This is a genomic window from Pseudomonas sp. DP-17 (assembly GCF_022380625.1).
Classification (GTDB): domain Bacteria; phylum Pseudomonadota; class Gammaproteobacteria; order Pseudomonadales; family Pseudomonadaceae; genus Pseudomonas; species Pseudomonas nitroreducens_A.
This window is the reverse complement of the sequence record NZ_JAKSXG010000014.1, coordinates 311,886-335,521: the sequence shown is the minus strand read 5'-3', so window position 1 is coordinate 335,521 and position 23,636 is coordinate 311,886. Positions and strand designations below refer to the sequence as shown.

Sequence of the window (23,636 nt, the reverse complement as noted above, 5' to 3'; positions counted from 1 at the left end):
CCGGCAGTTACCGAAGCCCTGACCAGCTTGCTCTCAGCCTAGCGGACCATTGAGCAGCGGGACGAAGCGCACGGAATCCAGCACCTGGCGCTGGAAGCCATCCTCGGTGCGGACGATCAGCATCAGTTGCTGCACCTCGCCGCCGCCCACCGGAATCACCAGCCGCCCCCCCGGCGCCAGTTGGTCCAACAACGCCTGCGGGACCTCGGCCGCGGCCGCGGTGACAATAATGCCGTTGTAAGGCGCCAGGGCAGGCCAACCTTCCCAGCCATCGCCCCAACGAAAGACAACATTTCTCAGGTTTAGCTCCGCAAGTCGCTCCTTGGCGCGATCCTGCAGGGCCTGGATACGCTCGACGGAAAACACCCGCTCCACCAGCTGTGACAGCACGGCGGTCTGGTAACCGGAACCGGTGCCGATCTCCAGCACCTTGTCCAGCGGGCCCGCGGCCAACAGCAACTCGGTCATCCGCGCCACCATGAAAGGCTGCGAAATGGTCTGGTTGTGGCCGATGGGCAGCGCGGTATCTTCGTAGGCGCGGTGCGACAGTGCCTCGTCGACGAACAGGTGGCGCGGTGTACGACGAATCACTTCCAGCACATGGGCGTTGGACAGACCCTCTTCGTACAGTCGCTGGATCAGGCGCTCGCGAGTGCGCTGGGAGGTCATGCCGATTCCGCCGCGGCGCGACAATTCATTGGCCATGGTCGAGCCCTCCGAGCCAGTCGCCAAGGACATTGAACGCCTCCCGGTAGGTCCGGTCCATCTGCAGCGGCGTGACGGACACGTAGCCCTGCATCACTGCGTGGAAATCGGTGCCTTCGCCACCGTCCTCGGCATCGCCGGCAGCAGCGATCCAGTAGCCTTCCTTGCCGCGCGGGTTGACCACCTTCACCGGCGGTTTGGCACGGGCGCGATGGCCCAGGCGAGTCAATTGGATGCCCTTGATGCGCTCCAGCGGCAGGTTGGGAATGTTCACGTTGAGCACGGTACGCGGCGGCAGCTCGAGCTTCCCGTGGGACTCCACCAGCAGACGGGCGAAATGCATGGCGGCCGGCAGGTTGTCCGTCAGCCGCGAGCACAGCGAGAAGGCAAAGGCCGGGCGGGTCAGGAAACGCCCTTCCAGGGCCGCCGCCACGGTGCCCGAATAGAGCACGTCGTCGCCCAGGTTGGCGCCGAGGTTGATGCCTGAGACGACCATCTCCGGCACCTCTTCGAGCAGGCCGTTGAGGCCCAGGTGCACGCAGTCGGTCGGAGTGCCGTTGAGGCTGATGAAACCATTGCCCAGGCGATGGGGATGCAGCGGCCGATCCAGCGTCAGCGAACTACTCGCTCCGCTACGGTCGGTTTCCGGGGCGATCACGATGCAGTCCGCATAATCGGACAGCGCGTCGTGAAGCGCGGCGATACCGGGTGCAGTGACCCCGTCGTCGTTGGCAATCAATATGCGCATGGGCTTTCCGTCTGCCCTGCCGGCACGAGGTCGATCAGCTCGCGCACTACCACGGTGGCGAAGCAGCCAGCCGGCAGGACGAATTCCAGTTGCAGAATGTCAGGGGCGGGATAATGCCATGTAAGACCCGGGATGGGGAGGCGCAGAATGCGCCGTTCGTGCGCCATGTCCGCACTGGCGAGCCACTGGCAAAGCGCCACCTCCGCCTGCTGCACGCTGCTTTCGATTGCTCCCGGCTGGTTCGTCGCCGGTGAATCGCCCTCGCCCCACAGGGGGCCGGTGGGGTGCAGGTCGAGTGCCGCGAGGCGCGGGTCGGAGCATTCCGCTTCGCCGGCGGGGAAGAAGCTGCGGCTGTCGGTGAACGCGAGCAGGTCGCCGACCAGCGCCTGGTTCCAGGTGCCCTCCGCCACGCGGCGGGCCAGCACCTGGTTGAAGAGGTAGCTGCGGGCCGCCGAGAGCATCCGCGAACGCATGTTGCGATGCTCCGGCAGCTTGCCGCGCTCGGCGAAGCCACGGGCGTCGAAGATATTGCCGCCATCATGGCCAAAACGCTGGGTACCGAAGTAGTTCGGCACGCCCTGGGCGACTATGGCTTTCAGACGCACTTCGAGCTGCTCGCGGTCCGCCTGCAATTCGGTCAGGCGCAAGGTGAAACCGTTGGCCGAATGAGCGCCGCGCTGCAATTTGCGCCGATGGCGATTGCGCTCGAGGATGCGCAGGCTGTCGTCCTCGGCAGCGGCCAGGTCCGGATCGGACTTGCCTGGCAGGTGCAGGCTGAACCACTGGCGAGTCAGCGCCTGGCGATCCTTGAGGCCGGCGTAGCTGATCATCTTCACCGGTACGCCGGCAGCACGGGCCAGGCGACGTGCGGCTTCCTCGGTATTCAGGCCGCGCTTCTCGACCCACAGCCAGAGGTGTTCGCCATCACCGGAGAGCGGGATGTCCAGTACCTCGTCGACCTGGAAGTCTTCCGCCACGGCCTTGAGCACGGCACTTCCGCAAGCATCACCATGGGCGCGCGGGCCCAGCAGTTCCAGCTCCGTCATGCGCGAACCAGCAGGGCAACGGCGTGGACCGCAATGCCCTCTTCACGGCCGGTGAAGCCGAGCTTCTCGGTGGTGGTGGCCTTGACGTTGACCTGGTCCAGCTCGACCTTCAGGTCGGCGGCTATCGTCTCGCGCATGCTCTGGATGTGCGGCGCCATCTTCGGCGCCTGGGCGATGATGGTGGCGTCGACGTTCTCCACCTTCCAGCCCTTGGCCTCGACCAGGCCCAGCACGTGGCGCAACAACGCACGGCTGTCGGCGCCCTTGAACTGCGGATCGGTATCGGGGAAGTGCTTGCCGATGTCGCCCAGCGCGCAGGCGCCCAGCAAGGCATCGGAGAGCGCGTGCAGCAGCACGTCGCCGTCGGAGTGGGCGACGAGCCCGAACTTGTGGGGAATACGCACGCCGCCCAGGGTGATGAAGTCGCCCTCACCGAAGCGGTGTACGTCGTAGCCATGTCCGATACGCATGAAAAAACGCCCTGTGGATGTCAGGGCGTCGATTCTACCGGATCACTGCACCGAGGGTGTCAGCCACAGAGCGCCGCCGCGTGGTGACGCAGGTGATCTTCGATGAAGCTCGCAATGAAGTAGTAGCTGTGGTCGTAGCCGGGCTGCAGGCGCAGCACCAGCGGATGGCCGACCGCAGTGGCCGCTTCGCGCAGGGCTTCGGGCTTGAGCTGCACGGTGAGGAAGTCGTCGCGGTCGCCCTGGTCCACCAGAATCGGCAGGCGCTCAACGGCATTCGCCAGGAGCTCCACGGCATCCCACTCACGCCAGGCAGCCGGGTCCTCCCCCAGGAAGCGGCCCAGGGCCTTTTGCCCCCAGGGGCAATCGCTGGGATGGGTGATGGGCGCGAAGGCCGACAGCGACAGGTAGCGGCCCGGATTGCGCAGGGCGCAGATCAGCGCGCCATGGCCACCCATGGAATGCCCGCTGATGCCGCGTTTCTGGGACACCGGGAAGTTCGCCTCGATCAGCGCTGGCAACTCCTGCACCACGTAATCGTGCATGCGGTAGTGGCGCGCCCAGGGTTCCTGGGTGGCGTTGACGTAAAAGCCGGCCCCCAGACCGAAGTCCCAGGCACCGTCCGGATCACCCGGCACCTCGGGACCGCGCGGGCTGGTGTCCGGCGCCACGATCACCAGACCGAGCTCGGCGGCCATGCGCTGGGCGCCGGCCTTTTGCATGAAGTTTTCGTCGGTGCAGGTCAGGCCGGACAGCCAGTACAGCACCGGCAGTCCCGCCTCGGGCTCAGCCTGGGGCGGCAGGTAGACCGCGAAGACCATGTCGCAGCCCAGGGTTGCGGAACGGTGGCGGTAACGCTGGTGCCAGCCGCCGAAGCTTTTCTGGCTGCTGATCAGTTCGATGGAATCCGTCATGGAATTCTCCTTCCTGCAAGGCCGGGGCCGGTGTACGCCCCGGCATGTCGGTCAGTAATGGATGACGGAGCGAATGCTCTTGCCTTCATGCATCAGGTCGAAGGCCTCGTTGATCTTCTCCAGGCCCATGGTGTGAGTGATGAAGGTATCCAGCGGGATCTCGCCCTTCTGCGCCTTTTCCACATAGCTCGGCAGCTCGGTGCGACCCTTCACGCCACCGAAGGCGGAGCCGCGCCAGACGCGGCCGGTGACCAGTTGGAACGGACGGGTGCTGATTTCCTGGCCGGCGCCGGCGACGCCGATGATGGTCGACTCCCCCCAGCCCTTGTGGCAGCACTCCAGCGCCGCACGCATCAGCTGGACGTTGCCCACACACTCGAAGGAATAGTCGACGCCACCGTCGGTCATTTCGACGATGACTTCCTGGATCGGCTTCTGGTGGTCCTTCGGATTAACGAAGTCGGTGGCGCCCAGCTCCCTGGCGATGTCGAACTTCGCCGGGTTGATGTCCACGGCGATGATGCGCGAGGCCTTGGCCATCTTCGCGCCGATGATCGCCGCCAGGCCGATGCCGCCCAGGCCGAAGATGGCGACGGTAGCGCCCTCTTCCACCTTGGCGGTGTTCAGCACGGCGCCGATGCCGGTGGTCACGCCACAGCCGAGCAGGCAGACCTTCTCCAGCGGCGCTTCCTCGGGGATCTTCGCCAGGGAGATCTCCGGCAGCACGGTGTACTCGGAGAAGGTCGAGCAGCCCATGTAGTGGAAGATCGGCTCGCCCTTGTAGGAGAAACGGCTGGTGCCGTCGGGCATCAGGCCCTTGCCCTGGGTGGCGCGCACGGCCTGGCAGAGGTTGGTCTTGCCGGATTTGCAGAATTTGCACTCGCGGCATTCGGCGGTGTACAGCGGGATCACGTGGTCGCCCACTTTCAGCGAGGTCACGCCCTCGCCCACCGCTTCGACGATGCCGCCACCTTCGTGCCCCAGGATGCACGGGAACACACCCTCGGAGTCCTGTCCGGACAAGGTGTAGGCGTCGGTGTGGCAGACACCGGTGGCGACGATGCGCACCAGCACTTCACCCTTCTGCGGCGGCGCCACATCCACTTCGACGATTTCCAACGGCTTGTTGGGGGCGAAGGCGACGGCGGCACGGGACTTGATCATCGGGAATCTCCTGAACGAAGGAAACGACAACGTCCGCCAACGGCGGACGGGTTCGGCGCAACGGCCGAGAAACCGGGACGGGCCTGGGCCTCGTCGGGGAACGTTCGGGGTAATGCGCCCAAAGCACGCCCCAAAGCCTTGGAAGTGTAGAAAACCTCGTTTCAGGGAATAATCAGGCAATAATCAAAACATTATTGCCATACAGGGATAATCCAGATGCACCGCTGGGAAGGACTGGACGAATTCGTCGCCGTCGCCGAAACCGGCCAATTCACCGCCGCCGCCGAGCGCCTGGGGGTGTCTTCATCCCACGTCAGCCGCCAGGTTGCTCGGCTGGAGGAACGGCTGCAGACCCGCCTGCTCTACCGCAACACCCGCAAGGTGACGCTGAGCGAAGCCGGCCAGGCTTTCCTGCAGCATTGTCGACGCCTGCAGGATGCTCGCGAAGAAGCGCTGCGAGCCGTCAGCGATCTGGCCGCAGAACCCAAGGGCCTGCTGCGCATGACTTGCGCCGTGGCCTATGGCGAGCGTTTCGTGGTGCCGCTGGTAAACGAGTTCATGGCGCAGTTTCCGCAACTGCGGGTAGAGATCGAGCTCTCCAACCGCCAGCTCGATCTGCTCCACGAGGGCTTCGACCTGGCGATCCGTCTCGGCCGACTCAGCGATTCACGGCTGGTGGCGACGCGCCTGGCACCCCGGGTGATGTACCTGTGCGCCACACCGGACTATCTGGCCCGCCACGGCACACCGCAAAGCGTGGCGGACCTGACGCAGCACAACTGCCTGGTAGGCAGCAGCGACCAATGGAGCTTCCTGGAGGACGGCCGCGAAGCCCAACACCGGGTACAAGGCAACTGGCGCTGCAACAGCGGCCAGGCGGTGCTCGACGCGGCGCTGCGCGGCTTCGGCCTGTGCCAGTTGCCGGACTACTACGTGCTGGAGCACCTGCGCAGCGGGCGCCTGGTCTCCCTGCTGGATGCGCACCAGCCGCCCAATACCGGAGTCTGGGCGCTTTATCCACAGCAGCGGCATTTGTCGCCCAAGGTGCGGCAACTGGTGGATCACCTGAAGGACGGCCTGCAACATCTGCAGCCACCACCCTTGTCCTAGAGCAGGCAGGCGCAGCCCTGCCCGGCTAGAATGGGCGGTTTCCCATCCTTCGGATCAAGGACGACGAGATGTCAGCCCTTTCTTCTTTTCGCGAGCGCTTTCTGCTGCGCTTCTGGTCGCCACTGCCAACCTTGGTCGCCCTGGGCGTCATCTCCGCCTATTACTTCGCCATGACCGGCACCTTCTGGGCGGTCACCGGCGAGTTCACCCGCTGGGGTGGCCACGTACTGTCCTGGTTCGGCCTGCAGCCGCAGGAGTGGAGCTACTTCAAGATCATCGGACTGCAAGGCACGCCGCTTGACCGTATTGATGGCGTGATGATCATCGGCATGTTCCTCGGCGCTCTGGTCTGTGCGCTCTGGGCCGGCAACGTCAGCCTGCGCTGGCCAACCAGCAAACGGCGCCTGCTGCAGGGGCTGGTCGGCGGCGTGATCGCCGGCTTCGGCGCACGCCTGGCCATGGGCTGCAACCTGGCGGCTTTTTTCACCGGCATTCCGATGTTCTCGGTGCATGCCTGGGCCTTCATGTTCTCCACCGTCATTGGCGCCTGGTTTGGCGTGAGGATCAGCCTGCTGCCGTTCCTGCGCATTCCGCTGAAGGTCGGCGGCAAGGCCGCAGCCCTGCCGAGCGCCGGGTCTCTCGCGCGCCGCGCCAAGCTGCAATGGCGCCTGGGCATGGGCGTACTGGTCATCGCTGCGCTGTTCGCTGCCTGGCGTTTCGAGGTCTCGCTGGTGCTGGGCATGGCCTGCCTGTTCGGCCTGCTGTTCGGCGGCCTGATCGAGCGCGCGCAGATCTGCTTCACCAGCGCCGCCCGCGATCTCTGGACCACCGGCCGGACCCAGGCCGCGCTGGGCATCCTGCTGGGCATGGCCGCTGCCTGCATCGGCACCTTTGCCGCAATCCACAACGGCCTGCCGCCAAAGATTTTCTGGATGGGCCCGAATGCCGTGATCGGCGGCGTGCTGTTCGGCATCGGCATCGTCCTGGCCGGCGGTTGCGAGACCGGCTGGATGTACCGCTCGATGGAAGGTCAGGTGCACTTCTGGGTGGTGGGCGTCGGCAACGTGATCGGCGGCACCCTGGTCGCGGTGTACTGGGACCAGCTCGGAACCAGCCTCGCCCTGCCCTATCCGAAACTCAACCTGCTGCAGGAGTTCGGCCCCGGCGGCGGCCTGCTGATCACTTTCGCCGGCCTCGCCCTGTGCATGCTGCTGGTACAACTCAACGCGCAACGCTTCACTCGTAAACGGAAAGCCAACGATGTCCGAAACCAAGACGCCGACGCTGTCGCTTGATCTGCGCGGCGAACATTGCCCGTATAACGCCATCGCCACCCTGGAGACCCTGGAGACGCTCAAGCCGGGCGACCTGCTGGAGGTGATCACCGATTGTTCGCAGTCGGTGCATGGCATTCCGGAAGACACGAAGCGCCATGGCTATCAGTGCCTGGCGGTGGAGCAACACGGCGCTTTGTTCCGCTTCCTGATCGAGGTGCCGCTGTTAGGCTGATGGGATTTTCGTAGGAGCGGACTCCGTCCGCGATGGTATCCGGCGCGATGCGGGTCAATCGCGGACAAAGTCCGCTCCTACGCAACCTCGAACATCAGACTCACCCTGTAGGAGCGGGCCGTGCGCGTGGCGCGCTCCAACAGGGAGATTCCGAAGGCTTCAGTGCTTGGCGAAGTTGCGCTGCAGGCGCTGCAGGTCTTCCGGGGTGGTGACCTTGATGTTGTCCACCCGCCCTTCCACCATGCGCGGCTTGTAGCCCGCCCACTCCATGGCAGAAGCCTCGTCGGTGATGGCCGCGTCGGCCACCAGCGCATCGGCGAGCGCGCGATGCAGCGCGCCAAGGCGGAACATCTGCGGGGTGTAGGCCTGCCAGACCACGCTGCGGTCGATGGTTTCCTCCACTCGGCCGTCAGCGCCGACGCGCTTCAGGGTATCCCGCGCGGGCACCCCCAGCAGGCCACCCACGGCGTCGAATTCCAATTCGCCCAACAGGCGATCCAGATCCGCACGGGCCAGGTTCGGCCGGGCGGCGTCGTGCACCAGCACCCAGTCGTCGCTGCCAGCGCCCAGCTCAGTCAGGCGCAGCAGGCCATTGAGCACGGAGTCGGCGCGCTCGTGGCCGCCTTCGGCGCGCTGGATCAGTTCGTTGGAAGCGCTCGGCAGGGTCGGCCACCAGGGGTCGTCGGCGGCCAGGCACACCACCAGGCCCTTGAGCCGGGGATGGCCGAGGAAGCAGTCGAGGGTGCGTTCGAGAATGCTGCGACCGGCGAGGTCGAGGTATTGCTTGGGGCGGTCGGCGCGCATCCGCGAACCGATGCCGGCGGCCGGGATCACGGCCCAGAAGGCGGATGTGGTCATTGCGCGAGCTGGTAGAGGGTTTCCTTGTCCTTGACCATGCCGAGTTCGTGGCGCGCACGTTCCTCGACCGTCTCGGTGCCTTTCTTGAGCTCGGCGACTTCCGCCTCGAGGATGCGGTTACGCTCGAGCAGGCGCTCGTTCTCGCCCTGCTGGTCGGCGATCTGCTTCTGCAGGTCGCGCACCTGCGCCAGGCTGCCATCGCCAACCCACAGGCGATACTGCAGGCCGGCCAGCGCCAGGATCAGCACGACGAACAGCCAGTAAGGGCTACGTAACCTCAAACCTTCAGCTCCATACGCAAAGGGGTGGCTCCTGCCACCCCTTCACCGTACCAGACTAGGATCAGCCGCGGAATTCCGCGCGACCACGGTACGGCGCCTTGGCGCCCAGCTGCTCTTCGATGCGCAGCAGCTGGTTGTACTTGGAAACGCGGTCGGAGCGGCAGAGGGAGCCGGTCTTGATCTGACCAGCGGCAGTGCCGACGGCCAGGTCAGCGATGGTGCTGTCCTCGGTTTCGCCCGAACGGTGCGAGATCACGGCGGTGAAGCCGGCGGCCTTGGCCATCTGGATGGCTTCCAGGGTCTCGGTCAGCGAGCCGATCTGGTTGAACTTGATCAGGATCGAGTTGCCGATCTTCTCGTCGATGCCGCGCTTGAGGATCTTGGTGTTGGTCACGAACAGGTCGTCACCGACCAGTTGCACCTTCTCGCCGATCTTGTCGGTCAGGACTTTCCAGCCAGCCCAGTCGGACTCGTCCATGCCGTCTTCGATGGAGATGATCGGGTAGCGCTGGGTCAGGCCGGCCAGGTAGTCGGCGAAACCTTCGGCGCTGAACACCTTGCCTTCGCCTTCGAGGTCGTACTGGCCGTCCTTGAAGAACTCGGAGGAAGCGCAGTCCAGGGCCAGGGTCACGTCTTCGCCCAGCTTGTAGCCGGCGTTGGCGACGGCTTCGGCGATGGCGGCCAGGGCGTCTTCGTTGGAAGCCAGGTTCGGCGCGAAGCCACCTTCGTCACCCACGGCGGTGTTCAGGCCACGGGCCTTCAGCACGGCTTTGAGGTGATGGAAGATCTCGGCGCCCATGCGCAGCGCGTCGGCGAAGTTCTTGGCGCCAACCGGCTGAACCATGAACTCCTGGATATCAACGTTGTTATCGGCGTGCTCGCCGCCGTTGATGATGTTCATCATCGGAACCGGCATGGAGTATTGACCCGGGGTGCCGTTCAGGTCGGCGATGTGCGCGTACAGCGGCACGCCCTTGGCCTGAGCAGCGGCCTTGGCGGCGGCCAGGGACACGGCCAGGATGGCGTTGGCGCCCAGCTTGCCTTTGTTCTCGGTACCGTCGAGATCGATCATCGCGTGATCCAGACCTTTCTGGTCAGTCGCGTCCTTGCCCAGCAGCAGGTCGCGGATCGGGCCGTTGATGTTGGCCACGGCCTTCAGCACGCCCTTGCCCAGGTAACGGCTCTTGTCGCCATCGCGCAGTTCGAGAGCCTCGCGGGAACCGGTGGATGCACCGGACGGGGCGCAAGCGCTGCCGACGATGCCGTTGTCCAGGATCACGTCCGCTTCAACGGTCGGGTTGCCGCGGGAGTCCAGGACCTCACGGCCCTTGATGTCGACGATCTTTGCCATTCTTGATAACACTCCGAAGATAGAGATAAACGGGGCGGCTGGTGAGACATCAGAACCTGCTCGATGTCCCGCAGCGCTTGACGCTGCGGGGCACATCGAGCGGATTCTCAGGCAGTCTCGATGGTAGGGAAACTCTTGACCAGGTCGTCCAGCTGCTTGAGCTGGGACAGGAAAGGCTCGAGCTTGTTCAGGCGCAGGGCGCACGGTCCGTCGCATTTTGCCTGCTCGGGGTCCGGATGGGCCTCCAGGAACAGGCCGGCGAGGCCCTGGCTCATGCCGGCCTTGGCCAGGTCGGTGACCTGGGCGCGGCGGCCGCCGGCGGAATCGGCGCGACCGCCGGGCATCTGCAGGGCGTGGGTCACGTCGAAGAACACCGGGTACTCGAACTGCTTCATGATGCCGAAGCCGAGCATGTCCACCACCAGGTTGTTGTACCCGAAGGATGAGCCACGCTCGCAGAGGATCAGCTGGTCGTTACCCGCCTCCTCGCACTTGCGCAGGATGTGTTTCATCTCCTGCGGCGCGAGGAACTGGGCCTTCTTGATATTGATCACCGCGCGGGTCTTGGCCATGGCCACGACCAGGTCGGTCTGCCGGGAGAGGAAGGCCGGCAGCTGGATGATGTCGCAGACTTCAGCCACCGGAGCGGCCTGGTAGGGCTCGTGCACGTCGGTGATGACCGGCACCTTGAAGGTCTTCTTGATCTCTTCGAAGATCTTCAGCCCTTCTTCCATGCCCGGACCACGGAACGAGGTGATCGAGGAACGGTTGGCCTTGTCGAAGCTGGCCTTGAATACGTAAGGAATGCCGAGCTTCTCGGTGACCGTCACGTACTCTTCGCAGACCTGCATCGCCATATCGCGCGACTCCAGCACGTTCATGCCGCCGAACAGCACGAACGGCAGATCGTTGCCGATCTGAATATCCCCGACGCGGATGATCTTCTGGGTCATGTTCAGGCTTTCCCGGCTTGCTTCAGGGCGGCGTTGACGAAGCCGCTGAACAGCGGGTGGCCATCACGCGGGGTGGAAGTGAACTCCGGGTGGAACTGGCAAGCCACGAACCACGGGTGATCCGGCGCTTCCACGACTTCCACCAGTGCGCCGTCGCCGGAGCGGCCGGAAATCTTCAGGCCGGCGGCTTCCAGTTGCGGACGCAGGTTGTTGTTCACTTCATAGCGGTGACGGTGACGCTCGACAATGACTTCCTTGCCATAGCAGTCGTGCACCAGGGTACCGGCGGACAGCAGGCATTCCTGGGCGCCCAGGCGCATGGTGCCGCCCAGGTCGGAAGCCTCGGTGCGCACTTCGGTGGCGCCGGTAGCGTCCTGCCATTCGGTGATCAGGCCGACGACCGGGTGGCCGCTGGACTTGTCGAACTCGGTGGAGTTGGCATCGGTCCAGCCCAGCACGTTACGGGCGTATTCGATGACGGCCACCTGCATCCCCAGGCAGATGCCCAGGTACGGAACCTTGTTCTCACGGGCGTACTGCACGGCGGTGATCTTGCCTTCCACGCCGCGCAGGCCGAAGCCGCCCGGAACCAGGATGGCGTCGGCGCCTTCGAGCAGGCTGGTGCCCTGCTGCTCGATGTCCTCGGAGTCGATGTAGCGCAGGTTGACCTTGGTGCGGCTCTGGATGCCGGCGTGGGTCATGGCTTCGATCAGCGACTTGTAGGCGTCGAGCAGTTCCATGTACTTGCCGACCATGGCGATGGTGACTTCACGCTCGGGGTTGAGCTTGGCATCGACCACACGGTCCCACTCGGACAGGTCGGCCGGGCCGCACTCGAGGCCAAAGCGCTCGACGACGAAGTCATCGACGCCCTGGGCATGCAGGACGGACGGAATGCGGTAGATGGTATCGACGTCTTCCAGCGAAATGACCGCACGCTCTTCCACGTTGGTGAAGAGAGCGATCTTGCGGCGGGAGGACACGTCCACCGGATGGTCGGAACGGCAGACCAGGATGTCCGGCTGCAGGCCGATGGAACGCAGTTCCTTGACCGAGTGCTGGGTCGGCTTGGTCTTGGTCTCGCCAGCGGTGGCGATGTACGGGACCAGCGTCAGGTGCATCAGCATGGCACGGCGCGAACCGATCTCCACGCGCAGCTGGCGGATGGCCTCGAGGAAGGGTTGCGACTCGATGTCACCGACGGTACCGCCGACTTCAACCAGGGCCACGTCGGCATCGCCGGCACCCTTGATGATGCGACGCTTGATCTCGTCGGTGATGTGCGGGATCACCTGCACGGTGGCGCCCAGATAATCACCACGGCGCTCCTTGCGCAGCACGTCCATGTAGACGCGGCCGGTGGTGAAGTTGTTGTTCTGGGTCATCGTGGTACGAACGAAACGCTCGTAGTGGCCCAGATCGAGGTCGGTCTCAGCGCCGTCGTGGGTGACGAACACCTCACCGTGCTGGAACGGGCTCATGGTGCCCGGATCGACGTTGATGTAGGGGTCCAGCTTGAGCATCGTGATCTTCAGGCCACGCGCTTCCAGAATGGCAGCCAAGGAAGCCGAGGCGATGCCTTTCCCCAATGAAGAAACAACACCACCCGTGACGAAGATGTAGCGCGTCATGAAAAGCCCTGAATGTCAGCGTTTAGGCGGCTCGGCCGCCGGGGAAGCGAAGGTGTCGGGTACAAGGACCCGGCTCACGACTTCGTCGTGAAAATAGCGAACTCCCACTGATTCGAAGGCGAATCAACAGGAGCGGTACAAGACGGGAGCGTAGTCTACCGGAAAGCCGCTATCAGCTCAAACCCGAGTCATTCGTCGGAGGTGTCCAGCGCAGAGTCCAGGCCTGCCCCACCTCTACCCGAAGGTCCGGCAGCAGGGCCACGCCAAGCAGTTCGTCGGCTCGCCAGAGCAGCGGCAGACGGCCGCGCAGGAAGGCCGGAATGGCCGCTTCGTTGAGCAGGCGCTTGAGATCGCGACTGCCACGACCGACCAGTGTCATGAGTTCTCCGCCCTGCCTGTAGCGAATCTCCAGCGGGCCGCCCGGCGGCTCACCCTCGAAACGCAGCGAACCGTTATCTGGCAGAGAAAGCGGTTGCGACGGGTCGCGCCAGGCCTGATTTGCGGGTACGAAACCAAGCCAGGGACTGGCCAGCCACCACAGCCGGCCATGGGCGCGACGCAGTTCGCCGTCGGCGAGACGCCAGATGGGTTCGGCGTCTTCGCGGGCATCGCGCAGGTCTCGCCAGCCGGCCCAGTGTGCGCTGTCGGGCAAACGTGCCAGCGGAGCCAGCCAATGGCGCAACGCATTGCGCTGGCGCGGCTCGCTCAGCTCCGCCAGCGCGGCGATGGCCAGCGAGGGCAGTTGCATACCGATGTATTCGTTGCGGGCACCGGCGCAAATCAGGTCGTTCTGCGCCAGCTCCCCCAGCAGCCCGTCGGCTTCCGCCAGGTTCTCGGCGCTGCGGGTGATGGTTTCGACAGCCGAGGGCCAGCGCTGGACGATGTCCGGCAGCACCCGGTGGCGCAGATAGTTGCGGTCATGCTCGTCGCAGGCATTGGATGGGTCTTCCACCCAGTCCAGTCCGTGGCGGCGGGCGTACCGCTCCAACTCCGTACGCTTGACGCCGAGCAGGGGACGCAGCAGCACTGCGGCACCAAGCGGACGGGTGGCAGCCATGCCGGACAGTCCGCGCACCCCGGCACCACGGAACAACCGGAACAGAACGGTCTCCGCCTGATCGTCCCGGTGCTGGCCGGTCATCAGGCATTCGCCCTCCCCCAGCGCCTCGGCGAAAGCCGTATACCGCGCCTCGCGCGCGGCGCGCTCCAGGCTCGCACCGTCATCGACCTGCACGCGCACCACCCGCATCGGCACGCCAAGGGAGTCGCAGAAGTGCTGGCAGTGTTCCGGCCAGGCATCACCAACAGCCTGCAGGCCATGGTGCACATGAATGGCGGAAACTGGTGGCAAGGCCTCGCGAGAGGCGATCTGCACCAGGAGATGCAGGAGAACGGTGGAATCCAGCCCACCGGACAATGCGACACGCCACGCCGGCGCATTACGCCAGGGCGCGAGGAAATTCAGCAGTCGGGATTCGAATTCAGCAGGCATGGCGCAGACCGGCAGGGTCGGGGACGAGGCAAGGATACCTCGTCACCCGCGCTGCGCCGAAGGCGTCGATCAGGCGACGCCGTAGCTCATCAGGCGCTCGTAGCGGCGCGCGAGGAGTTCTTCGGTGCTCAACTGGTTCAGCGTATTGAGCTGGCCGAGCAGGGAGTTGCGAATGGTCTCGGCCATGGCGGCCGGATCGCGGTGGGCACTGCCCAGCGGCTCGGGGATGACGTTGTCGACGATACCCAGGTCCTTCAGGCGGTTGGCGGTGATGCCCATGGCTTCGGCCGCTTCCGGCGCCTTCTCGGCGGTACGCCAGAGGATCGAGGCGCAACCTTCGGGCGAGATCACCGCGTAGGTGGAGTACTGCAGCATGTTCAACTGGTCGCACACCCCGATGGCCAGTGCACCGCCGGAGCCGCCCTCACCAATCACGGTGGCGATGATCGGGGTCTTCAGGCGCGCCATGACACGCAGGTTCCAGGCGATGGCCTCGCTCTGGCCCCGCTCTTCGGCGTCGATGCCCGGGTAGGCGCCGGGGGTATCGATGAAGGTCAGGATCGGCATCTTGAAGCGTTCGGCCATTTCCATCAGGCGGCAGGCCTTGCGGTAGCCTTCCGGACGCGGCATGCCGAAGTTGCGGCGTACCTTCTCGCGCACTTCGCGGCCCTTCTGGTGGCCGATGATCATCACCGGCTGGTCTTCCAGGCGGGCAACACCACCGACGATGGCCGCGTCATCGGCGAAATGACGATCGCCGTGCAGCTCTTCGAACTCGGTGAAGATGTGCTCGATGTAGTCGAGGGTGTAGGGACGACGAGGATGGCGCGCGAGCTGGGCGATCTGCCAGCTGGACAGGTTGCCGAAGATGTTCTCGGTCAGCGCCTTGCTCTTCTCCTGCAGACGGGAGATCTCGTCGGTGATGTTCAGGGCGTTGTCGTTACCGACCAGGCGCAGCTCTTCGATCTTGGCGTGCAGGTCGGCAATGGGCTGTTCGAAATCGAGAAAATTCGGGTTCATGGGCTATCCGTCGTTCTGTTGGCGGCTGGGCCTGGTCCGTAGGCGCCCTACCTTACGGTATCGGGCGCCGAGGGTCGAGACTGGCGGGCGGGCGGCCATGGGCCACCGGCCTCGCTAGCGGTAGTTCAGGAAGACGTTGTCGCGACCGAACTGGTCACGCAGCGCTTGAATCAGGTTGTCTGCCGGGTCGATACGCCACTGCTCACCGAACTGCAGCAGGGCGCGCGCCTGCTCGCCACTGTAGTCGACGGTGACCGGACAACTGCCACGGTGACGGGTGCACAGATCGGCCAGCCAGCGCAGGCGGTCGCCCTTGAGCGCATCGGCGTGGACGCGCACTCGCAGGCTCTCCGCCAGCGAGGTGCGAGCCTCTTCCAGGCCCATCACACGCTTGGCGCGCAGGCGCAGGCCGCCGGAAAAATCATCCTGGCTGACTTCGCCTTCGATCACCACCAGCGCGTCGGTCTGCAACAGCGCCTGGTTGGCGGCGAAGGCCTCGGCGAACAGCGAGGCCTCGATACGCCCGGAGCGGTCATCCAGGGTGACGAAGCCCATCTTGTCGCCGCGCTTGTTCTTCATCACCCGCAGGTTGACGATCAGGCCGGCGACGGTCTGGGTATCACGCGCGGGTTTCAGCTCGACGATGCGCTGACGGGCAAAACGTCGCACCTCGCCTTCGTATTCATCGATCGGGTGGCCGGTGAGGTACAGGCCGAGGGTATCCTTCTCGCCCTTCAGGCGCTCCTTGAGATTGAGCTCCTTGACCTTGCGGTGGTTGGCGTAGACGTCCGCCTCGGGTTCGGCGAAGACGCCGCCGAACAGATCCATGTGGCCGCTGTCGTGGCTGCGCGAGGTCTGCTCTGCGGCCTTGACGGCCTCTTCCATGGACGCCAGCAGCACGGCGCGGTTGATGTCGACGTGGGCGTGGTAGGCCTTCTGCTCTTCATGGAAGTGCGGGCCGAGGCGGTCCAGCGCGCCGGCGCGGATCAGCGCCTCCAGCGTGCGCTTGTTGACGCGCTTGAGGTCGATGCGATCGCAGAAGTCGAACAGGTTCTTGAACGGCCCGCCTTCATTGCGGCACTCGGTGATGGCTTCCACCGGGCCCTCGCCGACGCCCTTGATTGCGCCCAGGCCGTAGACGATCTGGCCCTCGTCATCCACGGTGAAGCGGAACTCGGAGTTGTTCACGTCCGGCGCGAGAATGCGCAGCTTCATGTGGCGGCACTCTTCGATGAGCGTCACCACCTTGTCGGTGTTCTGCATATCCGCGGTGAGTACCGCAGCCATGAACGGAGCTTTCCAGTGGGTCTTCAGCCAGGCGGTCTGGTACGACACCAGGCCGTAGGCGGCCGAGTGCGACTTGTTGAAGCCATAGCCGGCGAACTTTTCCACCAGGTCGAAGATGTTGCCCGCGAGGTTGGCGTCGATGCCGTTGCCGGCACAACCTTCGATGAAACCGCCGCGCTGCTTGGCCATTTCCTCGGGTTTCTTCTTGCCCATGGCGCGACGCAGCATGTCCGCGCCGCCGAGGCTGTAGCCCGCCATCACCTGGGCGATCTGCATCACCTGTTCCTGGTACAGGATGATGCCGTAGGTGGGCTTTAGCACCGGCTCCAGGCCGGCGTACTGGTAATCCGGGTGCGGGTAGGAGATTTCCTCGCGGCCGTGCTTACGGTTGATGAAGTCGTCCACCATGCCCGATTGCAGCGGGCCGGGACGAAACAGCGCCACCAGTGCGATGAGGTCTTCCAGGCAGTCCGGCTTGAGCTTCTTGATCAGCTCCTTCATGCCCCGCGATTCAAGCTGGAAGACCGCGGTGGTTTCCGCCTTCTGCAGCAGGTCGTAGGTCTTCTTGTCGTCCAGCGGGATGCGGTCGATGTCGACGAGGTTATCGTCGCCGTTCTTCTTCTGGATGCGATGGATGATCTCCATCGCCCATTTGATGATGGTCAGGGTACGCAGGCCGAGGAAGTCGAACTTCACAAGGCCCGCAGCCTCCACGTCATCCTTGTCGAACTGGGTCACCAGGCCGGCGCCCTCTTCGTCACAGGCGATGGGCGCGAAGTCGGTCAGCTTGGTCGGCGCGATCACCACACCGCCGGCGTGCTTGCCGGTTCCGCGGGTGACGCCTTCGAGCTTGAGCGCCATGTCCCAGATTTCCTGGGCCTCCTCGTCGGACTTGAGGAAGTCGCGGAGCATTTCCTCCTGCTCGAAGGCCTTCTCCAGGGTCATGCCCACTTCGAAGGGGATCATCTTCGACAGCTTGTCGGCCAGGCCGTAGGACTTGCCCTGTACCCGCGCCACGTCGCGCACCACTGCCTTCGCGGCCATCGAGCCGAAGGTGATGATCTGGCTCACCGCGTTGCGGCCGTATGCGCCCGCCACGTAGTCGATCACCCGGTCGCGGCCTTCCATGCAGAAGTCGACGTCGAAGTCGGGCATGGAAATACGTTCGGGGTTGAGGAAACGTTCGAACAGCAGGTCATAGGCCAGCGGGTCGAGGTCGGTAATCTTCAGCACGTAGGCGACCAGCGAGCCGGCACCCGAGCCCCGGCCGGGGCCAACCGGCACGCCGTTGTTCTTGGCCCACTTGATGAAGTCCATCACGATCAGGAAGTAGCCGGGGAAGCCCATCTGGATGATGGTGCCCAGTTCGAACTCCAGGCGGTCGACGTACACCTGCCGTTTCTCTTCGTAGTTCGGCGTGGTTTCCTTCGGCCAGAGCACCGCCAGACGCTCCTCCAGTCCCTCGTAAGAGACATGGCGCAGGTACTGGTTGATATCCATGTTGTCGTAGGGAATCGGGAAGTTGGGCAGGAAGTATTTGCCCAGCTGCACCTCGATATTGCAGCGCTTGGCGATCTCGACGGAGTTTTGCAGTGCTTCGGGAATATCGCTGAACAGCTCGGCCATTTCTTCCGGGCTTTTCAGGTATTGCTGGTCGGAATAGTTGCGCGAGCGGCGCGGGTCATCCAGGGCGCGGCCTTCGCCGATGCACACGCGGGTCTCGTGGGCCTCGAAGTCCGCCTCCTTGATGAAACGCACGTCGTTGGTTGCCACCAGCGGCGCGCCACTGCGCTCGGCCAGTGCCACGGCGGCATGCACGTGCTCTTCATCGTTGACGCGGTTGGTGCGCTGGATGTCCAGGTAGAAACGCTCCGGGAACACCTCCAGCCACTCGGCCAGCAGCGAATCCGCCAGGGCATCGTCACCCTCCAGCAGCGCCATGCCGATCTCGCCTTCCTTGGAGCCGGACAGCGCGATCAGACCTTCAGCCGCTTCCTTGACCCACTGCCGCTCGATGATGATCTCGCCATTGCGCTGGCCTTCCTGCCAACCACGGGAAATCAGCTCGGTGAGGTTGCGATAGCCCTTGGCGTTCATCGCCAAGAGAGTCAGGCGCGTCAGCGGGCCGTCCTCGTCGCGGTTGGCCAGCCAGATGTCGGCGCCGCAGATCGGCTTGATGCCGCCGCCCATGGCCGTCTTGTAGAACTTCACCAGCGAGCACATGTTGCTCAGGTCGGTCACCGCCACCGCCGGCATGCCCGCCGCGCCGACCGCCTTGATCAGCGGCTTGACCCGCACCAGACCGTCGACCAGGGAGAATTCGGTGTGCAGACGCAGGTGAACGAAGGTGGCGGTCATGGTGGTCCTTGGCAAACGCGAAAAACGGCAAGCCCCGGATTGTACCGGGGCTGTCGGTAAAGCTACAGAGATCAATGGGCCAGCCGTCGCGCCAGGTGATTGAAGTCACCGGCGGCTCGCTGGCCCGGAGGAATTCAGAGTAATAACAGGGAGTTACAGGATACCCGCGGGGTTTTCCAGCAGATCGCGTACCGGACCGAAGGAGCGCCGATGGATGGGTGTCGGGCCGAGGCGTTTGAGAGCTTCCAGGTGCACAGGAGTCGGATAGCCCTTGTGACCGCCAATCCCGTAGCCGGGGTACAGCGCTTCCATTTCCTGCATTTCACGGTCGCGGCTGACCTTGGCCAGGATCGAGGCTGCGGCAATAGCAGGGACCTTGGCGTCGCCCTGCACCACCGGTGCGGCCGGTACCTTCAATTTCGGGCAGCGGTTGCCATCGATCAGTGCCAGTTTCGGTGTAACACTTAACCCCTCCACGGCACGCTGCATGGCCAGCATGGTGGCGTGGAGGATATTGAGCTGGTCGATCTCATGCACGTCCGCACGGGCAATGAACCAGGCCAGGGCTTTCTCGCGAATCTCGTCGAAGAGTTTTTCACGCTTGGCTTCGGTGAGCTTCTTGGAGTCGTTCAGCCCCTGGATCGGACGCGCGGGATCGAGGATCACCGCCGCTGTGACGACAGGACCGCACAACGGCCCGCGACCGACTTCATCGACGCCTGCAACCAGCTCTTCCACCAGGGTGAAATCCAGGCCCATCTGCATCAGCGTTTCTCCACCAGTGCGAGCACCGCTTCGGCGGCCTGCGCGGACGCATCCTGGCGCAGGGCGCGATGGATGGCGTCGAAGGATTCCGTCTGCACGCTGCCATCATCCAGCAGTGGCAACAAGGTTGCGCCGAGCGCGTCGGGGGTTGCCGCATCCTGAATCAGCTCCGGCACCAGCAGGCGGCCAGCCAGAAGGTTCGGCAGCGAGATGTACGGGCTTTTCACCAGGCGCTTGAGGATGCGATAGGTCATAGGCGCAACCTTGTAGGCGACGACCATCGGCCGCTTGTACAGCAACGCCTCCAGCGTGGCGGTGCCGGAGGCGATCAGCACGGCGTTGCAGGCGGCGAGCGCTTCATGGGACGCACCGTCGAGCAGCTGCACTGGCAGATCGCGCCCGGCGAGCATTTCTTCGATCTGCACACGGCGTTCGGGGCTCGCGCACGGCAGCACGAAGCGCAGCTCAGGGCGATCCTGCAGCAGGCGCCGGGCGGTATCGAGGAACAACGCACCCAGCTTGCCGACCTCCCCTCCGCGGCTACCCGGCAGCAGCGCAACGACGCAGGCATCCTGCGGCAGGCCAAGACGCTCACGCGCACCGATGCGATCGGCTTCAAGCGGGATGGTGTTGGCCAGCGGATGCCCGACGAAACGCACGGGCACCGCATGCTCTTCGTAGAAGCGCGCCTCGAAGGGAAAGAGTGCGAGCATCAGGTCGCAGGCTTGCTTGATCTTCAGGACGCGTTTCTGCCGCCAGGCCCAGACCGAGGGACTGACGTAGTGCACCGTGCGAATGCCTGCACGGCGCAGCTTCAATTCAATGTTCAGGTTGAAATCCGGCGCGTCAATGCCGATGAACACGTCCGGCTTGGCCGCGATCAGCATCCGCACCAGATCCTTGCGCCGGCGCAGCAATTCGCGCAGCCGACCGAGGACTTCCACCAGGCCCATGACGGCCAGGCGCTCCATCGGGAAATGCGATTGCAGCCCTTCGGCCTGCATGCGTGGTCCGCCGACACCGATGAACTCGATATCGGGATGGCGCTGCTTGAGCGCCTGCATGAGGCCGGAGCCAAGGATATCGCCGGACGCCTCGCCCGCGACCAGGGCGACGCGCAGCTTGCGTGCGGTCGGTTGCATGGTCAGCGGGTGATGCCGCGGGTGGAGCTCTGGATGGAATCGCGGAACACCGCGACTTCCGGGAATTGCTCGGAAGCTTCGACCAACTCCGCCAGCGCCTCGTCCACCGTCAGGCCCTGGCGGTAGACCACCTTGTAGGCTCGGCGCAGTGCCTGGATCGACTCGGTGCTGAACCCACGGCGGCGCAGGCCCTCGAAGTTCATGCTACGGGCCTCGGCAGGGTTGCCGAAGACAGTGACATAGGCCGGTACATCCTTGCCGATGGTGGTTCCCATGCCCGAGAAGGCGTGAGCGCCGATGCGGCAGAACTGGTGCACCAGGGTATAGCCGGAGAGGATGGCCCAGTCATCCACATGAACATGACCGGCCAAGGCGGTGTTATTCACGAGGATGCAATGGTTGCCGATCACACTGTCATGCCCGACGTGAACGTAGGCCATGAACAGGTTGTGGTCGCCGATGGTGGTTTCCGAGCGATCCTGGATGGTGCCGCGATGGATGGTCACACCCTCGCGGATCACGTTGTGGTCGCCGATCACCAGGCGGGTCGGTTCGCCCTTGTACTTCAGGTCGGGAGTGTCCTCGCCGACACTGGAGAACTGGAAAATCCTGTTGTGCTTACCGATCTTCGTGGGACCTTTGACCACCACGTGCGGACCGATCACCGTACCTTCGCCGATCTCCACATCCGGCCCGACCATGGACCAGGGGCCCACTTCTACGTCGTCAGCCAGCTTTGCGCGCGGGTCGATGATGGCGCGAGGATCGATCAAACTCATAGTTTGCGTTCCGCACAGATGATTTCGGCCGAGCATACCGCCTTGTCATCGACGGTCGCGTGGCAGTCGAACTTCCAGATGCCGCGCTTGACGCTGATGAACTGGGCGTTGAGCTGCAGTTGGTCACCCGGCAGCACCGGCTGACGGAAGCGCAACTTGTCGGAACCGACGAAGTAGTAGAGCGTACCGTCGGCCGGCTTCACGTCGAGCATCTTGAAGCCAAGGATACCGGCCGCCTGGGCCATGGCTTCGATGATCAGCACGCCCGGCATGATCGGATGCTGCGGGAAGTGGCCATTGAAGAACGGCTCGTTGATGCTGACATTCTTGTAGGCGCGAATGCGCTTGCCTTCAATGTCCAGCTCCACCACCCGATCCACCAGCAGGAAAGGGTAGCGATGAGGCAGGTATTCGCGAATCTCGTTGATGTCCATCATGTTCAGGGGAGCCTGTTCAGAAAAGGGAAACGCCAAAAAATGCGTGGATCACGCATCTGATGGAGCGTCTCCGCTTGGGGTCACGGCGGCCAGGCGCTTTTCCAGCTGCTGCAGACGACGGGCCATGTCATCCAGCTGACGAATACGCGCGGCGCTCTTCTTCCATTCAGCCGCGGGCTGCATGGCGGTGCCGGAGGAGTAGGAGCCCGGTTCGGTGATCGAACGGGTCACCATGGTCATGCCGGTGACGAAGACGTTGTCGCAGATCTCGATGTGCCCGACCAGGCCGACGCCACCCGCGAGCATGCAATGCTTGCCGATCTTGGCGCTGCCGGAAATCCCGCAGCAGCCGGCCATGGCGGTGTGATCGCCGATCTGCACGTTGTGGGCGATCATGATCTGGTTGTCCAGCTTCACGCCGTTGCCCACCAGGGTGTCGGATAGCGCGCCACGGTCAATGGTGGTGTTGGCGCCAATCTCGACGTCATCACCCAGGGTGACGCCGCCGATCTGCGCGATCTTCTGCCAGACGCCCTTGTGGTTGGCGAAGCCGAAGCCCTCGCCGCCCAACACTGCGCCGGACTGGATTACCACGCGCTTGCCGATGCGCACATCGTGGTACAGGGTGACGCGCGGGGCGAGCCAGCCGCCCTCGCCAACCACGCTGCGCGCACCGACAAAGCAATGCGCCCCGATGGTGACGTTCGCACCGATCTGCGCTCCTGCCTCGATCACCGCGTAGGGACCAACGCTGGCAGTCGCATCGACCTGTGCACCTTCATCGACCACCGCGGTGGGATGAATGCCGACCGGCGCCTTGGGCTTGTGGTCGAACTGGTGGGACAGGCCGGCATAAGCCAGGTAAGGATTGGGAACGATCAGCGCATTACCGGTAAAGCCTTCGGCATCAGCAGCGGTCAGCAGCACAGCGCTGGCCTGGGTGCCTTCGAGGAACTTGCGGTACTGCGGATTGGCCAGGAAGCTCAGCTGGCCGGCACCTGCATCCTGCAGGGTAGCCAACCCACTGATCACCTGAGCGGGATCGCCGCGCAACTCGGCGTCGAGTTGCGCGGCCAGTTCGGCGAGGGTAAACGACAGCTCGGTCATCATCAGCGCAGCTGGTTCATGCGCTCGATGACTTGGCGGGTGATGTCGTACTGCGGCTTGACGTCGACCACGGCACCACGCTCGACCACGAGGTCATAACCACCTTTCTTGATGGTTTCCTCGACAGCCTGATCCAGCTTCGGCTTGAGCTTCTTCAGCATGTCGCGGTCGGCAACGGCCTTGGCTTCGTTCAGTTCCTTGGACTGGAACTGGAAGTCACGGGCCTTCTGCTTGAAGTCGCCCTCGGCTTTTTCACGCTCGGCATTGGACATCTTGCTGCCGCCGTTGACCAGCTTGTCCTGCAGGGACTTGGCGTCGCTTTCCAGGGCCTTGAGCTTGTTCAGCTGGGGGCCGAACTTCTTCTCGGCGTCGACGGCGTACTGCTTGGCCGCGTCCGACTCGAGGAGTGCCATCTGATAGTTGAGCACCGCGATCTTCATGTCGGCGAACGCGGGGCTCGCTGCCAGGGCGGCGGTGATCAGGACGAACTGGGTCAACTTACGCACAATGCA

At 64.2% G+C, this 23,636-nt stretch carries 23 protein-coding genes; 3 read left to right on the top strand and 20 right to left on the bottom strand.

Annotation, left to right across the window (positions count from 1 at the left end):
• Positions 1–33: 33 nt before the first annotated feature.
• The 6 genes from MJ122_RS23685 to MJ122_RS23660 are packed head-to-tail and all read right to left on the bottom strand — an operon-like array spanning position 34 to position 5,044.
• Entirely contained in the window at positions 34–669 is a 636-nt protein-coding gene (locus MJ122_RS23685; RefSeq protein WP_088418250.1) for a protein-L-isoaspartate(D-aspartate) O-methyltransferase, read from the bottom strand.
• A gap of 25 nt (positions 670–694) precedes the next feature.
• Entirely contained in the window at positions 695–1,453 is a 759-nt protein-coding gene (gene surE, locus MJ122_RS23680) for a 5'/3'-nucleotidase SurE (protein ID WP_088417972.1), read from the bottom strand.
• Positions 1,441–2,499 carry a tRNA pseudouridine(13) synthase TruD gene (truD, locus tag MJ122_RS23675; RefSeq protein ID WP_239746219.1) on the bottom strand — a complete coding sequence of 353 codons (1,059 nt, stop codon included), beginning with the start codon at positions 2,497–2,499 and terminating at the stop codon, positions 1,441–1,443. The genes surE and truD overlap by 13 nt, the downstream gene beginning before the upstream one ends.
• Complete coding sequence (ispF, locus tag MJ122_RS23670) at positions 2,496–2,969, bottom strand: 2-C-methyl-D-erythritol 2,4-cyclodiphosphate synthase (RefSeq protein WP_239746218.1); 474 nt, start codon at positions 2,967–2,969, stop codon at positions 2,496–2,498. Before ispF ends, truD begins: the two co-directional genes overlap by 4 nt.
• Positions 2,970–3,028: 59 nt before the next feature.
• Positions 3,029–3,880: an S-formylglutathione hydrolase gene (gene fghA, locus MJ122_RS23665; RefSeq protein ID WP_239746217.1), complete on the bottom strand. Its 852-nt coding sequence runs from the start codon at positions 3,878–3,880 to the stop codon at positions 3,029–3,031.
• A gap of 51 nt (positions 3,881–3,931) precedes the next feature.
• Positions 3,932–5,044 (bottom strand): S-(hydroxymethyl)glutathione dehydrogenase/class III alcohol dehydrogenase, encoded by a 1,113-nt coding sequence (locus MJ122_RS23660; RefSeq protein ID WP_017521205.1) that lies wholly within the window; start codon positions 5,042–5,044, stop codon positions 3,932–3,934.
• A gap of 216 nt (positions 5,045–5,260) precedes the next feature.
• Between MJ122_RS23660 and MJ122_RS23655 the strand changes: the two genes are divergently transcribed.
• The 3 genes from MJ122_RS23655 to yedF all read left to right on the top strand — a co-directional run bounded on the left by MJ122_RS23655 (position 5,261) and on the right by yedF (position 7,663).
• The gene (locus MJ122_RS23655) at positions 5,261–6,154 is read left to right on the top strand and encodes a LysR substrate-binding domain-containing protein (protein WP_239746216.1); all 894 of its coding nucleotides are present in this window, start codon (positions 5,261–5,263) and stop codon (positions 6,152–6,154) included.
• 68 nt (positions 6,155–6,222) lie between these two features.
• Positions 6,223–7,449: a selenium metabolism membrane protein YedE/FdhT gene (gene yedE / locus MJ122_RS23650; RefSeq protein ID WP_239746215.1), complete on the top strand. Its 1,227-nt coding sequence runs from the start codon at positions 6,223–6,225 to the stop codon at positions 7,447–7,449.
• Positions 7,415–7,663, top strand: a complete 249-nt coding sequence (yedF, locus tag MJ122_RS23645; RefSeq protein ID WP_088417966.1) for a sulfurtransferase-like selenium metabolism protein YedF — start codon at positions 7,415–7,417, stop codon at positions 7,661–7,663. The genes yedE and yedF overlap by 35 nt, the downstream gene beginning before the upstream one ends.
• 159 nt (positions 7,664–7,822) lie before the next feature.
• Here the strand turns inward: yedF and ispD are convergent, their stop codons facing one another.
• The 14 genes from ispD to MJ122_RS23575 form a co-directional block, all read right to left on the bottom strand.
• On the bottom strand, positions 7,823–8,521 hold the full coding sequence (ispD, locus tag MJ122_RS23640; RefSeq protein ID WP_239746214.1) for a 2-C-methyl-D-erythritol 4-phosphate cytidylyltransferase: 699 nt from the start codon (positions 8,519–8,521) through the stop codon (positions 7,823–7,825).
• On the bottom strand, positions 8,518–8,802 hold the full coding sequence (gene ftsB, locus MJ122_RS23635) for a cell division protein FtsB (RefSeq protein ID WP_017521200.1): 285 nt from the start codon (positions 8,800–8,802) through the stop codon (positions 8,518–8,520). The genes ispD and ftsB overlap by 4 nt, the downstream gene beginning before the upstream one ends.
• Before the next feature lie 61 nt (positions 8,803–8,863).
• Positions 8,864–10,153, bottom strand: a complete 1,290-nt coding sequence (gene eno / locus MJ122_RS23630; RefSeq protein ID WP_239746213.1) for a phosphopyruvate hydratase — start codon at positions 10,151–10,153, stop codon at positions 8,864–8,866.
• A gap of 107 nt (positions 10,154–10,260) precedes the next feature.
• The gene (gene kdsA, locus MJ122_RS23625) at positions 10,261–11,106 is read right to left on the bottom strand and encodes a 3-deoxy-8-phosphooctulonate synthase (RefSeq protein ID WP_017521198.1); all 846 of its coding nucleotides are present in this window, start codon (positions 11,104–11,106) and stop codon (positions 10,261–10,263) included.
• Between the two features lie 2 nt (positions 11,107–11,108).
• Positions 11,109–12,737, bottom strand: coding sequence for a CTP synthase (locus tag MJ122_RS23620; RefSeq protein ID WP_026079282.1), 1,629 nt, complete (start codon positions 12,735–12,737; stop codon positions 11,109–11,111).
• 172 nt (positions 12,738–12,909) lie between these two features.
• Positions 12,910–14,229: a tRNA lysidine(34) synthetase TilS gene (gene tilS, locus MJ122_RS23615; protein ID WP_239746212.1), complete on the bottom strand. Its 1,320-nt coding sequence runs from the start codon at positions 14,227–14,229 to the stop codon at positions 12,910–12,912.
• Between the two features lie 69 nt (positions 14,230–14,298).
• Positions 14,299–15,249: an acetyl-CoA carboxylase carboxyl transferase subunit alpha gene (gene accA, locus MJ122_RS23610; RefSeq protein WP_239746211.1), complete on the bottom strand. Its 951-nt coding sequence runs from the start codon at positions 15,247–15,249 to the stop codon at positions 14,299–14,301.
• Between the two features lie 114 nt (positions 15,250–15,363).
• A complete protein-coding gene (dnaE, locus tag MJ122_RS23605; RefSeq protein ID WP_088417960.1) occupies positions 15,364–18,894 on the bottom strand; it encodes a DNA polymerase III subunit alpha in 3,531 nt (1,176 codons plus the stop codon).
• Positions 18,895–19,047: 153 nt separating this feature from the next.
• Entirely contained in the window at positions 19,048–19,659 is a 612-nt protein-coding gene (gene rnhB / locus MJ122_RS23600) for a ribonuclease HII (RefSeq protein WP_017521193.1), read from the bottom strand.
• Positions 19,659–20,801: a lipid-A-disaccharide synthase gene (lpxB, locus tag MJ122_RS23595; protein ID WP_239746210.1), complete on the bottom strand. Its 1,143-nt coding sequence runs from the start codon at positions 20,799–20,801 to the stop codon at positions 19,659–19,661. The genes rnhB and lpxB overlap by 1 nt, the downstream gene beginning before the upstream one ends.
• 2 nt (positions 20,802–20,803) lie before the next feature.
• Positions 20,804–21,580: an acyl-ACP--UDP-N-acetylglucosamine O-acyltransferase gene (gene lpxA, locus MJ122_RS23590; RefSeq protein WP_088417958.1), complete on the bottom strand. Its 777-nt coding sequence runs from the start codon at positions 21,578–21,580 to the stop codon at positions 20,804–20,806.
• Positions 21,577–22,017 (bottom strand): 3-hydroxyacyl-ACP dehydratase FabZ, encoded by a 441-nt coding sequence (gene fabZ / locus MJ122_RS23585; protein WP_017521190.1) that lies wholly within the window; start codon positions 22,015–22,017, stop codon positions 21,577–21,579. The genes lpxA and fabZ overlap by 4 nt, the downstream gene beginning before the upstream one ends.
• Positions 22,018–22,065: 48 nt before the next feature.
• A complete protein-coding gene (gene lpxD / locus MJ122_RS23580; RefSeq protein WP_239746209.1) occupies positions 22,066–23,127 on the bottom strand; it encodes a UDP-3-O-(3-hydroxymyristoyl)glucosamine N-acyltransferase in 1,062 nt (353 codons plus the stop codon).
• Positions 23,127–23,630 carry an OmpH family outer membrane protein gene (locus MJ122_RS23575; RefSeq protein WP_017521188.1) on the bottom strand — a complete coding sequence of 168 codons (504 nt, stop codon included), beginning with the start codon at positions 23,628–23,630 and terminating at the stop codon, positions 23,127–23,129. Before MJ122_RS23575 ends, lpxD begins: the two co-directional genes overlap by 1 nt.
• Positions 23,631–23,636: the final 6 nt, after the last annotated feature.

Bases quoted from the DNA above. Each gene is read 5' to 3' on its own strand.
- surE (WP_088417972.1), bottom strand. From the start codon at position 1,453: ATGCGCATATTGATTGCCAACGACGACGGGGTCACTGCACCCGGTATC.
- lpxB (WP_239746210.1), bottom strand. From the start codon at position 20,801: ATGCAACCGACCGCACGCAAGCTGCGCGTCGCCCTGGTCGCGGGCGAG.
- rnhB (WP_017521193.1), bottom strand. From the start codon at position 19,659: ATGCAGATGGGCCTGGATTTCACCCTGGTGGAAGAGCTGGTTGCAGGC.
- ispF (WP_239746218.1), bottom strand. From the start codon at position 2,969: ATGCGTATCGGACATGGCTACGACGTACACCGCTTCGGTGAGGGCGAC.
- ispD (WP_239746214.1), bottom strand. From the start codon at position 8,521: ATGACCACATCCGCCTTCTGGGCCGTGATCCCGGCCGCCGGCATCGGT.
- lpxA (WP_088417958.1), bottom strand. From the start codon at position 21,580: ATGAGTTTGATCGATCCTCGCGCCATCATCGACCCGCGCGCAAAGCTG.
- MJ122_RS23660 (WP_017521205.1), bottom strand. From the start codon at position 5,044: ATGATCAAGTCCCGTGCCGCCGTCGCCTTCGCCCCCAACAAGCCGTTG.
- fghA (WP_239746217.1), bottom strand. From the start codon at position 3,880: ATGACGGATTCCATCGAACTGATCAGCAGCCAGAAAAGCTTCGGCGGC.
- yedF (WP_088417966.1), top strand. From the start codon at position 7,415: ATGTCCGAAACCAAGACGCCGACGCTGTCGCTTGATCTGCGCGGCGAA.
- accA (WP_239746211.1), bottom strand. From the start codon at position 15,249: ATGAACCCGAATTTTCTCGATTTCGAACAGCCCATTGCCGACCTGCAC.
- lpxD (WP_239746209.1), bottom strand. From the start codon at position 23,127: ATGATGACCGAGCTGTCGTTTACCCTCGCCGAACTGGCCGCGCAACTC.
- tilS (WP_239746212.1), bottom strand. From the start codon at position 14,229: ATGCCTGCTGAATTCGAATCCCGACTGCTGAATTTCCTCGCGCCCTGG.
- dnaE (WP_088417960.1), bottom strand. From the start codon at position 18,894: ATGACCGCCACCTTCGTTCACCTGCGTCTGCACACCGAATTCTCCCTG.
- yedE (WP_239746215.1), top strand. From the start codon at position 6,223: ATGTCAGCCCTTTCTTCTTTTCGCGAGCGCTTTCTGCTGCGCTTCTGG.
- truD (WP_239746219.1), bottom strand. From the start codon at position 2,499: ATGACGGAGCTGGAACTGCTGGGCCCGCGCGCCCATGGTGATGCTTGC.
- fabZ (WP_017521190.1), bottom strand. From the start codon at position 22,017: ATGATGGACATCAACGAGATTCGCGAATACCTGCCTCATCGCTACCCT.
- eno (WP_239746213.1), bottom strand. From the start codon at position 10,153: ATGGCAAAGATCGTCGACATCAAGGGCCGTGAGGTCCTGGACTCCCGC.
- MJ122_RS23620 (WP_026079282.1), bottom strand. From the start codon at position 12,737: ATGACGCGCTACATCTTCGTCACGGGTGGTGTTGTTTCTTCATTGGGG.
- kdsA (WP_017521198.1), bottom strand. From the start codon at position 11,106: ATGACCCAGAAGATCATCCGCGTCGGGGATATTCAGATCGGCAACGAT.
- MJ122_RS23655 (WP_239746216.1), top strand. From the start codon at position 5,261: ATGCACCGCTGGGAAGGACTGGACGAATTCGTCGCCGTCGCCGAAACC.
- MJ122_RS23685 (WP_088418250.1), bottom strand. From the start codon at position 669: ATGACCTCCCAGCGCACTCGCGAGCGCCTGATCCAGCGACTGTACGAA.